Here is a 14016-nt window from a genome sequence, read left to right on the forward strand (position 1 = left end):
TCCGCAGTTTTCATCATCCTGCATAAAGATTTACATATATGCACATGGTAGGAAGGTATATTTAGTGAATCGAATACAATACCCCTCTAAGTTTGTCTACGGGTATTTTAGTACAGATATTCGTGTTGATTGCTTCGCGTCGTCAACTGTAAATGATGATTTACGTATATGAATTTTGTTATCTAAAGGATGTTTTATGACAGGTAAGAAGGGTCTTCGAATGTAGGAATCTTCGTGCCGGCTTCCTGAGATGGATGCACGCTGCCGGCGGTGTCTTCGAGCTCACTTCGCAGATTGTCAGCTGATCGTGACGTTGTGGCTGACGGGTATTCAGGTCCATGCGAGTAGGCCACTTTGCTCGGCCCGACGTTTGATCAGCCCCCTTCGCGGGCTGAAGTTGCCATACGGCAGGGTCGTTTTGTCATCGGCGTCCTCAAGGCCGTCGGTGTTCGGGATTCCGGCTATTTCCGCAAGAATCTGTTCGTAGCTGGTTTCGTTGGCGTTATGGACTGCGATGATTCTCCCTTGACGCAGTACTGCAATTCGATCTGCGATGGCGAATACATCCGGTAGGTCATGGCATACCATAATGACCGACCGACCTTCTGTACGTAGGCGTCTGATGTATTCCAGCACTTCGGCCGTCTGAATGATGGATAGCGAATCGGTCGGCTCGTCAAGAAGGATGAGATCCGGATCATTGAGTAGCGTTTTTGCGATTGCGACGGTTCTCCTCTGGCCCATTGAGAGGCTGGAAATCGGTCTGCTGACCTGAATGGAGGACGATAAGGTGTTGAGAACGGTCCTTGCTCTGACGTTCATGGAATCCTCGTCTCGGATCCCGTAGTTGGTGCGGAGTTCCTTGCCGAGGAAGAGATTGGCGGCGACGCTAAGATTCTCGCAGAACTCATTGTCTTGGAATACGGAGGCTATGCCTAGGTCGTTGGCGCTGCGGATGTCGTTGATCTTCGTTTCCTTGCCGTGGATGCGCAAATGCCCGGTGGATGGCTGATAGAGGCCGGCGATGATCTTCACCAATGTCGATTTGCCCGCCCCGTTGTCTCCGACGAGAGCGACGACTTCCTGATGACCGATTGTCAGGTTGACGGATTTGAGCGCCTCGACGAATTCGAAACGCATGGAAACGTCCCGAATCTCCAACAACGGTGTGGTGTCTTTCATCGATCCCCCTGTCGTAACTGCTTCAGCTTTGAAGCAGTTTTTTTCTTTTCAGCAAGCTCGATGACCATTATGGCAGCACCGAGGGCCGAACCGCTATTTGGGTGTTGTGCCGCAAGGACCTGGATTGGAGTCAGTGCGTTCGGGAACAGCAACCGTTGCAACGTTTCCGAGAATGGTTCGATGAACGTGTCTCCGGACATGGAGAGACTGCCTCCCACGACGACCATTTCGGGGTCCACCGAGATGCACAGATCGCTGGCCACGGTTCCGATGCGTACCGCGGCATCCGCAATGACGCGACGGCAGCCTGGATCGCCGGCATTGGCTGTCTGCACCAGATCCTCCATGGTCATGTTGCCGTGGGTGACGCTAAGCAGCGAGACGAGCCGTGCCTCGTCGACGATGGTGTTGAGGCAGCCGCGATTCCCGCAGGAACAGATACTGCCCAGCGGATCCACCTGAATATGCCCGATTTCGCCTGCGAGTCCGGTTACCCCGTGCATGATGTCGCCATTGACCATGATGCCGGAGCCGACGCCGTCATTTGTGCCGATGTACACAAAATTCTGCTTGCCTAGTGCGGCGCCCATTCGAGCTTCGCAGATGGCGGCTGCGTTCGCGTCATTGTCGATCATGACCGGCACGTGGAACGCCGTAGTCAGGGGGGTGTGAATATCGATGCCATCCCATCCGGGAAGGATGCCAGGCACTGCGGCCGTTTGGGCGCGAAAATCGACGGGGGCTCCCAGGGCGACGCCGATGCCTACGATTTCGCTGGCATCGGTTCCCGCATTCTCGAGTGTCTCATTGATGAGTCGAATCGCCCGCTCTAACGTCGTGTCGGCTTTATGCTTTGGCGGAAGCGGCAGCCTGTGTTCCGCAATGATGTTTTTCGAGTAGTCGATGATGACCAGCAGCAGGTCGCGTCGGGTGATGGACAGCCCGACTCCAAGTCCCTGTTCGTGGGACAGGGCGACCAGCGTTGCCCTGCGTCCGTTGCGTATGGTGTTGTGGGTTTCAAGTTTGCCTTCCTCCACTAGCTGATGCACCTGGGTGGAGACGGTTCCCGTCGACAATCCCGTAATTTCGGCAAGTTCGACTTGGGTCATTGCGCCGAATTTATGGATGGACTCCAATAAGTTCGCCTTGTTCGCTCTGCGCAAAGATGTTTGCGATCCGTTCGTTCTTCTTGCCATGAAAGCAAGCTTAACTCATGGAAGTGTTTACGGTGACGAATCATGGTCTTCTTGGGGGAGCCGGACGATGTCTTTTCCGATGATTGTCGGGTTGATGTGGCAAACCGCTAAATTCAACAAACAAACTCAAAACTTCATAGACCATTGTATTGAGTTTGACAAATGAACACAATCGGGTATGCTTAGGACAACCCGCGGAATAATCCGTGGGAACGGACGGGCAAAGCGGCTCGCCCGTGGAGTCGAAGGAGACCACATGAGATTCACGAAGAAGGTCATAGCATTGCTGGTCGGTGCGGCGATGTGTGCGGGTCTGGCCGCGTGCGGCGGTTCCCGAGGAGGTCAGTCGTCGGACGGCACAAGTGGCGCATTCGCCAAAGGCGACACCATCGGCATCTCCATGCCTACAAAGTCCGAGGAACGCTGGAACAAGGACGGCAACAACCTAAAGGCTAAACTCGAAAAGGCCGGGTACAAAGTCATCCTGTCATTCGCCGACGATAAACCGGCCCAGCAGAACGCGGATATCGAAAATATGGTCAACAACAATGCGAAGCTTGTCGTTGTCGCCTCCAAGGATGGCACCGCGGTCGGTCCTGCGGTTGAAAAAGCCCATGATGCGGGCGCGAAGGTCATCGCCTACGATCGTCTCATCATGAACACCAAAGCCGTGGACTACTACGCCACCTTCCAACTCGAGCAGGTCGGCGTGCTCGAAGCCACCTATCTGATTGAGAAACTTGGTCTGAAAGACGGTGCCAAGGGCCCGTTCAACATCGAACTGTTCACCGGTTCCCCGGACGATAATAATGCGAAGTATTTCTTCAAGGGAGCATGGGACCTCCTGCAGCCCTATTTTGAATCCGGCGTGCTGGTCTCTCCGTCCAACCATGGTCAGGGCGTGACGAAGGATTTCAAGGTTGATGACTGGCAGTCCATTTCCGTGCAGTCCTGGAAGACGGAACAGGCCCAGAAGGACATGGAATCCATTCTGGATTCCACCTATGCACACGGCGAGAGACTCGATGCGGTGCTCTCTCCCTATGACGGCATCACCCAAGGTGTGATCAATGCCATCGAATCCAAGCGCCCCGACATGAAGCCCGGTACGGATTCCTGGCCGTACATCACCGGTCAGGATGCCATGGAGATCTCCGTGGCGAACATCTCCAAGGACAAGCAGGGCGAAACCGTGTTCAAGGACGTGAACAAGCTGGCCGACGCGGTGTACGACATGATCATCGAGATCGCCGAAGGCAAGGATGTCTCCGGCATCAACGGCAAGTTCAACAACAACAACATCGACGTGCCGTCCAAGCTGCTCGATCCTCAGAGCATCACCAAGGACAATCTGTCCGATCTGGTCAAGGCCGAATACATCACCCAGGAACGTTTCGACGAATTGACCAAGTAATCGAACCGACCAAGTAATCGGGCCAACCCGTGAGCATTGTGCGGCCCGTCACGGATACGGGCCGCACAACCTCCAGAAAATCATTATGAGGAAGTGGTGACATGTCTGAAAGAGACACCATTCTGACGATGGAAAACATCACCAAGACGTTTGGGCCGGTCAAGGCTCTTACCAATGTGAACCTTTCCGTCGAACGTGGAGAGATACATGCCATCTGTGGCGAGAACGGCGCCGGAAAATCGACGCTGATGAATGTCCTCTCCGGAGTATACCCCTATGGCAGCTACAGCGGCAGAATCATGTTCGACGGTAAGGAATGCAAATATCGCACCGTCAATGATTCCGAAGCGGACGGCATCGTGATCATCCATCAGGAGCTTGCGTTAAGTCCGTTCCTATCCATCGCGGAGAACATCTTCATCGGCAACGAACGAGCCAAAGCCGGAGTGGTCGATTGGGACGAAACCCGGGCACAGGCCGTCCGCCTGCTGGAACGAGTCGGGCTTCCGGAAGACCCCGACTCCAGAATCGCGGATATCGGTGTGGGCAAGCAGCAACTGGCGGAAATCGCCAAAGCGCTGTCCAAGAACGTGAAACTCCTGATTCTTGATGAACCTACCGCGGCACTGAACGATGAGGATTCCGCACATCTGCTGGATCTGGTGCGGCAGTTACGTGATGAACAGGGCGTGACCAGCATCATCATCACGCACAAGCTCAACGAGGTCGCGGCGATTGCCGACAACGTGACCGTCATCCGAGACGGGTCGACCGTCGGTCAGATGTATGTCACTGAGGAAACGCCGCTCGATCAGGACGAACTCATCCGCAAAATGGTCGGCCGTGAACTCACCAACCTTTACCCGGAACATGCCTCGAACGTTCCGGGCGAGGAATATCTGCGGCTGAAGGATTGGACGGTCCATCATCCGCTCGATCCGCACCGTGTCATCGTCGACCATGCGAACATCGCCGTACGTGCCGGCGAAATCGTCGGATTGGCGGGACTCATGGGTGCAGGGCGTACCGAACTCGCCATGAGTGTGTTCGGGCGTTCCTACGGTTCGAACATCTCCGGTGAGATCTACATCAAGGGCAGGAAAACGGAACTGCCCAACGTCCAGGCGGCGATCGATGCGGGCCTTGCCTATGCCACCGAAGACCGCAAGGTGTATGGGCTCAACCTTCTGCAGAACATCCGAGAGAACGCCTCTCTCGCATCGTTGCGGAAGCTGAGCAGGCACGGCATCATGGACGACAACATCGAACGCAAGGAAGTCAGCCGATACCGCAGGGATTTCAACATCAAATGCCATGACATCGACGTGCAGGTCTCCACCCTTTCGGGCGGAAACCAGCAGAAGGTGGTGCTCGCGAAATGGGTGATCGCGGATCCCGACGTTCTCATCCTCGACGAACCCACGCGAGGCATCGACGTCGGTGCGAAATACGAGATCTACGAAATCATCGACCAACTTGCCGATGCCGGCAAGGCGGTGATCGTCATCTCATCGGAATTGCCCGAGCTGATTGGCATCTGCGACCGCATCTACACGGTCAGCCAAGGTGTCGTGACCGATAACGTCGGAAAACAAGGATTCACACAGGAATATCTCATGCGTGGCATGACCAAGGAAAGGGAGGTGGCCGCACGATGAGCGCAAATACCGCGGCACCCGCAGCAAGGGAAAACAAGACCGGTGGCCTGCTCGCCACCATTGCCAACAACGCACGGCAGTATGGCATCGTAGGAGCGTTGCTCGTCATCGTCATCGTGTTCCAGATTTTGACGGGCGGTGTTCTGCTTAAGCCGAACAGTTTCGTATCCCTGATTCAGCAAAACGCATATGTGATCATTCTGGCCATAGGCATGGTGATGGTCATCATCGCGACCCATATCGATCTGTCGGTCGGCTCGCTCGTGGCCTTCATCGGAGGTGTCTGTGCGCTGTTGATGGAACGGCAAGGAGTCAACTGGGGCCTTGCCATCGTCATCTCCCTTGCCGTCGGCCTTATCGTCGGCGTCTGGCAAGGCTTCTGGGTCGCCTATGTCGGCATCCCGGGCTTCATCACCACATTGGCCGGCATGTTGATCTTCCGAGGTCTCGCCACCGTCATTGTCGGTGAATCCGTCCCGATCACCTCCGAATCCTTCCGCGGCATCGCGCGTAACTACCTGCCGAACATACTCGGATGGTGGGGGCCGTTCGACGGTCTGACCATTGTGCTGGGTGCTCTGTGCATTGTGACGTTCGCATGGAGCCAGCTGCGTAAGCGCGCTCGCGCGGAAAGGGTCGGTCTTGTGGCTGAACCGATGAGCCTGACCATCATCAAGATCGTCATCGCGACCCTTGCCATCGGCTTCGTCACCTATCTGCTCGCCTCCTCCGGGAATGCGGATCAGGGAGGCACTCCGATCATGCTCGTCATCGTTGGAGTATTGGTGCTGATCTACAACTTCATTCTGACCAAGACCGTATTCGGCCGTCATGTATACGCGGTCGGCGGCAACCGCAAGGCGGCCGAGCTCTCCGGCATCAACACTAGGCGCGTGGATTTCACCCTGTTCGTCCACATGGGCTTCCTGTCCGCAGTCGCCGCAGTGTGCATGCTTTCCAGATTGGCCTCCGCGACCGCACAGGCCGGCATGGAATTTGAGATGGACGCCATCGCCGCTTGCTTCATCGGTGGTACCGCAGTGACTGGTGGCATCGGCACCATCCCCGGTGCCGTCGTGGGCGCTTTCGTAATGGGCGTCATCAACCAAGGACTGTCCATCATGGGTGTCGATACCGCGATCGTGAAGACCATCAAGGGCCTGGTACTCCTTGGCGCCGTCGCGGTCGACATCATGTCGAAGCGCAAGAAGAGCTGATGCCATGCTGACCGATTGACCAATCCTGTCGGATCCGCCCTCATGAAGGCGGATCCGACTTTCCGATATCTCACTTTGCATCACAGCTTCTCGAGAATCAAGTGCTCGAGAGAACGAATATCTTGACGAATATCTTGAAGGGAACCATTATGAAACTCACCACCTCCGGCCGCGCACGGCTCTATGCGATCACCAGCGTCGCCTGCATCATCTGGCTGGTCCAGTCCGTAATCGAAGCCAATGCTGATGGAACGTTGTTCTCCTACGCAACGATCATCCTCTCTCTGTGCTTGGCGTTCGTCTCCGGATATTGTGCGTTCAATGCGATCAGATACTGGAACGTAAAGGACAAAGAGTCGAGGCACGAGGCTGAGTGAGGTGAACCCCCTCGCTTTTCCGAGGTTCCGACGGGCATCTCTGCGGCAGGGTGCGCTGCGTATGGCAGGCATGGCAGGAAGCCGTCCGTCGTTCCGATCCATCTTCACTGTGAACGCTTAAGTTGCTGTTGAGTAAGGGAGTTGCGCATATCGTGCATTCGTAATGTGGAAGTCATTATGGCTGCGTTACCCTCGGTACAGTGAGGTGAGCGAATGAGGGGAGATGCAATGCCGGAGTATGATTTTCAGCAACGGGAACCGGATACGTGTGACTCCCTTGCTGCAATGGCTTCCCGGGTTTCCGAGCGGACCGTCTCTCAGGACTTTTCGGAGGATGACACTGCCACGCAGCCGCTTCCGCCCAGTTTCATTCCTACGGCGACCGGCCGGATCCGCCCCGTGACCGGAGCGTTTCCGCCCGTACAGGCTGATGCGGCCGCCTCTTCCCGTGAGGCGCGTTCCGTACAGTCTTCCTCCAGTATTTCGATGCGCCGCACCGAACCCGTCGTAACCGATTCCTCCGTTGCTGCGGCTCCGCGCAGAGCCTCCAGCGACCCCCATTTTGTGGATTAGATCCGGAGATTCGCGGGCGGTGCGCCGGACCCGCTATTCCGTCTTCTTCAACGCATCTTGGAATGTTGCCGTCTGTTCGTCATAGGTGGCCTTGGCCTTTTTGGCGGTGCCGGTGATGCTGGAGGGGTTGTCGGAGCACTGCAGTGTGCTCGGGACCTCGACTTTTTTCGTTATGGAGATTCGACAATCTGTCGAGATCGTAGGTGCCATCCATGCTGGTGAAAGCGGAATCCACCTGTGCTTTGAGCTGGAAAGCTTTGAAGTACGAGTCGTTCATATCGATGACGGCTTGTTGACAGGTGGATATCCGGGCCAGTTCATGCGCCCGTTGCAATGTGCGTGCCCCCATCCATCCGAAACAGATGCTTCCGACGAACGTGCAGGTCGCCGCAATGGTCAAAGCCGTGCGCGTGACTTTTCTTGTACGTTCCCGTTCCCGTTCCATACCGTCGTGTATACCTTGCACCACTGCCGCGTAGAAACGGTCTTTGGGCATGAACGTGGACCTGATGACACCAGGCTTCAAGCCGGAGATGGCAGGTTGAGCTTTGTGCCTGCCGTGCTTTTTTTCTGTGCCGTGCCATATCGCCTTTCTGTGCCCACTACGCTGTTTGGCTGTGTGCCGCAGACTTTGCAAGTGCCTTCTTGCTCCGGTTGCCGCAGCATATGAAGCATGTTACCGTCTCGGCCCGTAAAACAAAAACAATCAGCCGCTATCACTGCGACGTATGCGCAAGGCAATGATGCGGATCGGTGAATGCCTGCCGACATCGTTGACGGAAGGCGTTTCAATGCCTCCCGAGCGTACATAGTGGTGGTCAGACCGAGGGCAAGCAAAACGGCCCTTCACCACGGTATTGGTGAAGAGCCGTTGCGTTGGGCTTGCGGATTTGACGAAATGTCCGGATCGCTTGGATTACTCGGCGGTTTCGCGCTTGTACTGCACGAACATCTTGACGGCGTAGGCAAGACCGCTCAATGCGAGGATGATCGCACAGGCGGCGGAGACGCCGATGCCGGTTTGCGCCAGCTGATTGTATTCCGACTTGGTCACGGCGCCGGAGGCCGCACTGGTCTGATTCGCGGACGATGCGCTCGCGGTGGTATCGGACTTGGCCGTGCCGCCGTTGTCGGTGGCGGACCCCTGGGCGGCGGTGGCGGAACCGCTGCCGGAAACCGTCTGAACCGACGTGCCGTTACCTGCGGCGGAGTCGGTACCGGAGGTGGCATCGGTTCCGGATGCATCATTCTGCGCATCCTTTACCGCCTGAATGAACGACTTGTGCCATTCCTGGCGTGCCGCGACGAGCGAATCGTGCTGGGTTTTCAGTGCGGTGTGGCTCTCCTGCAGATCGTTATGCAGCTGGTTGAGGTGGGTCTGCGTGTCCTGCGCATCCTGATGCAGGATGTCGTGCATCTCCTGGCCGCGCTTGGAGGCGCCGTCGAGCGCGTTCTTGACGTCTTCGCGATCTTCCTGATAGTTCTTCCAGGCCTGTTCGCTGTACTGGCGCAGCGCGTTGGCGTCATCATGCGCGTTCTGATGCAACTGCTCGGCATGCTGCTTGGCGGTGTCAAGATCGGTCTTGAGCTGCTGGCCGGTCTGGTTCACATGCTGCAACGTGCTGCAGAGCTTATCCGCACCGCAAGTGGTCATGTTCGGATCGGTCTGTGCGGTCTCGCCGGAGGTGCCGGTCTCATCGGCCATGGCTGCGGACGGCAGCGAGACCATGCCGATTGCCAGCATACCCGCGACTGCGATTGCTGCGATGCTCTTCTTCATTGGTGCCTCTCTATACGTTTTCGGACCTGTTCGCGCACGAAAGACGGCGCAGTGTCCCCTTGCGACATACTAGGAGCATTTTCCTCGTCGCAAAACCGATGGCGGTACGGCAAATGACTAATTTCGCACTGCGACCGTGAACGGGCTGGCCGGAAGGGTGTCGCCGTTGTAGAGGATGCTTGAGCAGTTGGGGTCGCCACTCCACAGATAACGTACCTGCGTCATGTCGGCCATGGTCGCCGTGGTGGAGGTGAGCCGCACCTGGCTGCCTGCGATTGTGGCAGTGACCGACGTCCAGTTGCCCTTGTTGTCGGCCACTTCGAAGCCCTGCAGCGCATCGGTGGTGGGAGAAGCCACGTTCGCGATGCCGTTCAGCGGTGTGGCATTCGGGGTTTTGGCATAGTCCGGCACACTCGCCGTGGCACTTTTCGAATAGTTCGGCTTCATGGATCGCAGTTTGTCGGCAGTGCCGTCTTTGAACGACAGTGTGATCGCGGACTTGTCGGCGCTGCGCGTCGCCGATTCGATGATCGGCCCGGACGGCACGCTCTCGCCGGCGACCATGGCCTCGTATTGTGCGGCCATGCGTGCGCCGAGAATGTCTTTGCCGAGCGGATGGATCACCTTCGACGTGCCTTTGTCGGTGTCGATGGAGACCGTCATGGCCACGTTCGTGCCGTTGCTTAGATTCGCGTTGTCAAGCGTGCGCAGCTGCCCCTGACGTACGTTCTGCATGTATTGGTAGCCTGACCATCGCGCAAGTTGCACATACAGGAATGGCAGGGTGCTTTCGCCGAACACCTTGCGGTACTGGTTGATCAGCGCGGTCATCTGCGATTCGTAGTCCAGGGAGGTGCTGAGCGTCGCAGCGTCGTCGCAGCCTTGATACCACAGCACGGCCGCCACGCGGAAGCCGGTCAGCGGCGCGATGTGGTTCGCGTAGATGTCGCCTCCCTGCACATGGCGGCTGATTGCGGTACCGCCCCATGAGGTTTGGATGATGCCGATCGGTATGTTGGCCCTTTTGGCGCGCAACTGCATTGCGAACTGCTGCGCCAGGTAACTCAGATGCTGCGAATTGGTGCCATCGGCGGCAAGCCAGCCGGAGGTCTTGTTGGCGTCGATCAGCGGGAAGTCGGTGTTGTCGACGCTATGCTCGGCCACCACGAAATGCACGTTCTCATCGGTGAGCAGTTTCGGCAGATCGTTGCGCGAGATGAGTCCGCCGCCCCAATTCCAGTTGGCGTCGCCGCCGGAGGAGTAGTACTGCGTGTAGTTGAGTTCCATATTCGACTGCCCGGCCGCCACGAACACGTCTCCCACATACACCTTCGCCAGATCGAACACGGTCTCGCCGTTGTATGTGATGGTGAGCCGGTATGGCTTGAGCCCGCCCTGCAACGATTTCATCGTGCATGTGAACGCCCCGCTGTTCCTGACGTTCACGGTCGCGTTCACGGTCGTCTTGCCCCGCGTGAGCGTTGCGGACAGTTTGGACTGGTCGATGGCGTTGCCGCCGGCGTCACCGCTTGTGGCGGTGGCCGTACCTTGGATGACCAGCGGCTTGCCACGCTGGAAGACCATGTTTTCGGCATAGTATGACGGCAGGGTCACGGATATGTGCTGTGCCGAGGATTGCGTGGCCGATCCCGCGGATTGCGCCGCACCTCCGCATCCGGAGATGATCGATACGATGATGGCGACGGCGGCAGCCACCGCAACCGGCATGTGCACTAGCCGCTTCCTGTTCACAACTTCCCCTTCGGTATGGTGAGGACTCCACTAGGTAGGTTCCGCTTTTCGTGAATGGTGAAATCCACATCGTAGAGCATAGCCGATAAGTTTCAAAATCGTTCCGCCGCGGCGTTCGGCGGCTGATTATGCGGCGATGCTGTAGACGGAGCGAGGATTTGATGCGAAAAACGGTGCGGGATGATTGAATGAAAGAAGCCATGCAGGGATATGTTTTGAGAGGATCTGCCGGTGAGTTTGCTGAAGAGAGCCGTTCCTATCGTAGCGACCGTGTCTGCCGCCGTAGCCTTGATGTTGGTGGGCGCCGTTCCGGCCAGTGCGCTGATGGACCATTCGACTGATACCGCTGCCGGCAGCAATGCGAATGCCGGTATCGTCCCGGCTGATCAGGGCGGGTCTTCGGAAGATGCCATGCCCGATAATCCACAGGCCCAATTACCGGATTCGGTGAATGAGAGCATTCCGGATAGCGCCACTGTGGTATCCGAGAATCTGGCGGTCACCACCGAAGGCGACGTCAAGAACATCGAGACCGGCGAGACGGTGACCGATCCGGAACTGGTCGGCACCGAGGAGCAGGCTCCCGATCCGTTGGCGAAAACCGATGGCGAAACCTTCATCCCGGTCGCCGCCTCCGATGTGAAGGAGTCAGTCGACGATGCCAATGCCTCGGGGCAGTCGCAGGAACAGTCCTCGACGAACACCGACGGCAAAGTGACGCCGGCGCAATTCACGTCGAACGAATATGGCGCATATTGGGGCTCCTACAACAATACGAAGGCGTTCTTCGAATCAGGAGGCAGTCTGTTCGTGCAGCAGGCGAAGGGCGTGATCGACGTTTCGCAATGGCAGGGCAATATCGATTGGGCCAAGGCGAAGGCCGATGGCGTGGAGGGCGCAATCATCCGCATCTCCTACGGTTGGGACAACGGATTCGATACGACGGCGCTGCGCAATATCAGCGAATGCAAGCGTCTTGGCATTCCGTTCGGCATATACACGTACTCGTATTCGTATGATGCGAACACGGCCACCGCAGAGGGCAATGATCTGGTAGGGCTGCTCAAAAAGGCCGGCGTCTCGCCGAACGACCTGTCCTTCCCGGTGTATTACGACTTGGAACGATGGACGTGGACGGGCCATCAGGTACCGACCGATCCGAATGTATACAACAGCATCGTGAATGCGTGGTGGGGTCGCCTGCAGGCGGCCGGGTACAACAATTTGGGCGTGTACTCGTATACGAGCTATCTGAACGGTCCGCTCAACCACAGCAACATTCGTTCCAAGGCCAAGTGGGTGGCCAGTTACGGTCCCCGCACCAACTTCTCCTATTCGGCGAACAGCCGTGGCTGGCAGTATACGAGCATCGGTCACGTGAACGGCATCAGCGGCAATGTCGACATGAATGCGTTCGGCAATAGGGAATACGTGAACCTTGCGGCCCATTGGGTTACGCGGAACGGTCAGAAATACTGGCAGGATGCCGACGGCACCTATGCCAAGGGCAAGGAGATCTTCGATCCCGACAGCAACGCTTGGTATTGGATCGACTCGAACGGCGTCATGGCGCATGACAAAGACGTATTCCTGCGTTCGAACGGCGGCAAATGGGTCCGTTATGACTCCAACGGCCATATGGTCAAGGGCGAGGATTACCGCTATGGCGGCTGGTACTACTTCGACACGACCACCGGGGCCATGGCCAAGGGCATCCAGTATGTGCCGTCCAGCGGCGGCAAAAAGGTCTACTACGATTGGACTACCGGCAAAATGGCCTACGGCGAGGTCTATGTGAACTACGACAAGGAACATGCCGGCTGGTATCTGTTCGACAAGGTCACCGGCGCGATGACGTATGGAGATGTCTATCTGCGTTCGAACGGCGGCAAGTGGGTGCGCTACGACCGTTCCACCGGCAAGATGGTCAAAGGCCTGCACAAGCAGAACGGCGCCTGGTATTACTTCGATGAGGTCACCGGAGCCATGGCCCATGGCCGTACGTGGGTGCCGCAGTGGAAGGCATGGCACACGTTCGATACGATCACCGGCCGCGGCTGAGCATCGAGCATCCCGTGGGCGGACTCAGATTTTCCGGGACGTCACCGTACCGTCATCGCCTGGCTGGAGGATTTCGAAGGAACCGTCTTTCTGGCTGATGCCGATGGTGTTGCCGGTTTGCGCCGATGCCTGCGCCGCATCGCGGCTGAACGTTTCGGGAACGTAGATTTGCGTCTTCTTGCCATCCAACGGCGTGATATCGGCGGTCGGGCATTGCAGATTCACTGCGGTCGGCTGCAGGCCGGCGAGGGCCTTCAGATTGCAGGCGTGGACCGGCAATGAGATGCTGCTTAGGGATGCGAGCCGTGAAAGCGCCGAAATGTCGGAGATGGCGGTGTCTTGCAGATTGATTTGCGTCAGTGAGCTCATCGACGTGACCGGTGTGATGCTCTTCAGCGCGCTGAATTCACTGAGATCCAAGTCGGTGACCGCGGTGAAATGCTGCAACCCCTCCAGCGTGGTGACATGCTTGAGATTGTCTTTGCCGCAGGGCTGGTACTGGGTCGCGTATTGCGTGAAGGCCAAGGATGTGAGCTTTGCGGCCTTTGCGGTGGGGAATGCTTTGCCGGACGCGTCGAGAATGGATGCAAGGCAGGAGGCCAATGCCTCGTCGGGTACGACTTCGGAGAAGCTCTTGGACACCGACGTGTTGGTTTTGGTGTCGTCCAACGTCGTCGGAGTGGAGGTGGAGGTGGGCGTCCGCGATGCTTCACCGCCATGAGTGGAACATGCCGCCGGAGCAAACGACAGGACCACGATCAGTGCCAATGTGCCGGCGCGAACGCCTCGTTTCATGTGCCACCACC

At 57.3% G+C, this 14016-nt stretch carries 12 protein-coding genes; 6 read left to right on the forward strand and 6 right to left on the reverse strand.

What is annotated here, in order from left to right; genetic code table 11:
• Window positions 1–330 precede the first annotated feature (330 nt).
• Window positions 331–1182: an ATP-binding cassette domain-containing protein gene (locus BMOU_RS01495; RefSeq protein ID WP_034874067.1), complete on the reverse strand. Its 852-nt coding sequence runs from the start codon at window positions 1180–1182 to the stop codon at window positions 331–333.
• On the reverse strand, window positions 1179–2378 hold the full coding sequence (locus BMOU_RS01500; protein ID WP_051428851.1) for an ROK family transcriptional regulator: 1200 nt from the start codon (window positions 2376–2378) through the stop codon (window positions 1179–1181). The genes BMOU_RS01495 and BMOU_RS01500 overlap by 4 nt, the downstream gene beginning before the upstream one ends.
• Here BMOU_RS01500 and BMOU_RS11325 point away from each other — a divergent pair.
• The 5 genes from BMOU_RS11325 to BMOU_RS01520 all read left to right on the forward strand — a co-directional run bounded on the left by BMOU_RS11325 (window position 2308) and on the right by BMOU_RS01520 (window position 7044).
• Window positions 2308–2544, forward strand: a complete 237-nt coding sequence (locus BMOU_RS11325; protein ID WP_167539728.1) for a hypothetical protein — start codon at window positions 2308–2310, stop codon at window positions 2542–2544. The genes BMOU_RS01500 and BMOU_RS11325 overlap by 71 nt on opposite strands.
• Window positions 2545–2634: 90 nt before the next feature.
• On the forward strand, window positions 2635–3792 hold the full coding sequence (locus BMOU_RS01505; protein ID WP_034874069.1) for a substrate-binding domain-containing protein: 1158 nt from the start codon (window positions 2635–2637) through the stop codon (window positions 3790–3792).
• Window positions 3793–3893: 101 nt separating this feature from the next.
• A complete protein-coding gene (locus BMOU_RS01510; RefSeq protein ID WP_034874071.1) occupies window positions 3894–5450 on the forward strand; it encodes a sugar ABC transporter ATP-binding protein in 1557 nt (518 codons plus the stop codon).
• Window positions 5447–6667 (forward strand): multiple monosaccharide ABC transporter permease, encoded by a 1221-nt coding sequence (gene mmsB / locus BMOU_RS01515; RefSeq protein ID WP_034874073.1) that lies wholly within the window; start codon window positions 5447–5449, stop codon window positions 6665–6667. The genes BMOU_RS01510 and mmsB overlap by 4 nt, the downstream gene beginning before the upstream one ends.
• 149 nt (window positions 6668–6816) lie before the next feature.
• Window positions 6817–7044, forward strand: coding sequence for a hypothetical protein (locus BMOU_RS01520; RefSeq protein WP_034874075.1), 228 nt, complete (start codon window positions 6817–6819; stop codon window positions 7042–7044).
• A 652-nt stretch (window positions 7045–7696) separates the two neighbouring features.
• Here the strand turns inward: BMOU_RS01520 and BMOU_RS01525 are convergent.
• From BMOU_RS01525 to BMOU_RS01535, 3 genes are all read right to left on the reverse strand, one after another.
• Complete coding sequence (locus BMOU_RS01525) at window positions 7697–8113, reverse strand: hypothetical protein (RefSeq protein ID WP_235143634.1); 417 nt, start codon at window positions 8111–8113, stop codon at window positions 7697–7699.
• A 420-nt stretch (window positions 8114–8533) separates the two neighbouring features.
• A complete protein-coding gene (locus tag BMOU_RS01530) occupies window positions 8534–9397 on the reverse strand; it encodes a hypothetical protein (RefSeq protein ID WP_034874076.1) in 864 nt (287 codons plus the stop codon).
• 117 nt (window positions 9398–9514) lie between these two features.
• Window positions 9515–11149 carry a sialate O-acetylesterase gene (locus tag BMOU_RS01535; protein ID WP_235143635.1) on the reverse strand — a complete coding sequence of 545 codons (1635 nt, stop codon included), beginning with the start codon at window positions 11147–11149 and terminating at the stop codon, window positions 9515–9517.
• A 291-nt stretch (window positions 11150–11440) separates the two neighbouring features.
• On the opposite strand from BMOU_RS01535, the gene BMOU_RS01540 reads away from it, so the two are divergent.
• Complete coding sequence (locus BMOU_RS01540) at window positions 11441–13210, forward strand: glycoside hydrolase family 25 protein (protein ID WP_235143658.1); 1770 nt, start codon at window positions 11441–11443, stop codon at window positions 13208–13210.
• 24 nt (window positions 13211–13234) lie between these two features.
• Here the strand turns inward: BMOU_RS01540 and BMOU_RS01545 are convergent, their stop codons facing one another.
• Complete coding sequence (locus BMOU_RS01545; protein WP_034874080.1) at window positions 13235–14005, reverse strand: leucine-rich repeat domain-containing protein; 771 nt, start codon at window positions 14003–14005, stop codon at window positions 13235–13237.
• Between the last annotated feature and the right edge of the window lie 11 nt (window positions 14006–14016).

Source organism: Bifidobacterium moukalabense DSM 27321 (assembly GCF_000522505.1).
Taxonomy (GTDB): domain Bacteria; phylum Actinomycetota; class Actinomycetes; order Actinomycetales; family Bifidobacteriaceae; genus Bifidobacterium; species Bifidobacterium moukalabense.

Coding starts and splice junctions, on each gene's coding strand:
- BMOU_RS01540 (WP_235143658.1), top strand. CDS start 11,441: ATGTTGGTGGGCGCCGTTCCGGCCAGTGCGCTGATGGACCATTCGACT.
- BMOU_RS01495 (WP_034874067.1), bottom strand. CDS start 1,182: ATGAAAGACACCACACCGTTGTTGGAGATTCGGGACGTTTCCATGCGT.
- BMOU_RS01520 (WP_034874075.1), top strand. CDS start 6,817: ATGAAACTCACCACCTCCGGCCGCGCACGGCTCTATGCGATCACCAGC.
- BMOU_RS11325 (WP_167539728.1), top strand. CDS start 2,308: ATGGACTCCAATAAGTTCGCCTTGTTCGCTCTGCGCAAAGATGTTTGC.
- BMOU_RS01510 (WP_034874071.1), top strand. CDS start 3,894: ATGTCTGAAAGAGACACCATTCTGACGATGGAAAACATCACCAAGACG.
- BMOU_RS01530 (WP_034874076.1), bottom strand. CDS start 9,397: ATGAAGAAGAGCATCGCAGCAATCGCAGTCGCGGGTATGCTGGCAATC.
- BMOU_RS01525 (WP_235143634.1), bottom strand. CDS start 8,113: ATGCCCAAAGACCGTTTCTACGCGGCAGTGGTGCAAGGTATACACGAC.
- BMOU_RS01500 (WP_051428851.1), bottom strand. CDS start 2,378: ATGGCAAGAAGAACGAACGGATCGCAAACATCTTTGCGCAGAGCGAAC.
- mmsB (WP_034874073.1), top strand. CDS start 5,447: ATGAGCGCAAATACCGCGGCACCCGCAGCAAGGGAAAACAAGACCGGT.
- BMOU_RS01545 (WP_034874080.1), bottom strand. CDS start 14,005: ATGAAACGAGGCGTTCGCGCCGGCACATTGGCACTGATCGTGGTCCTG.
- BMOU_RS01505 (WP_034874069.1), top strand. CDS start 2,635: ATGAGATTCACGAAGAAGGTCATAGCATTGCTGGTCGGTGCGGCGATG.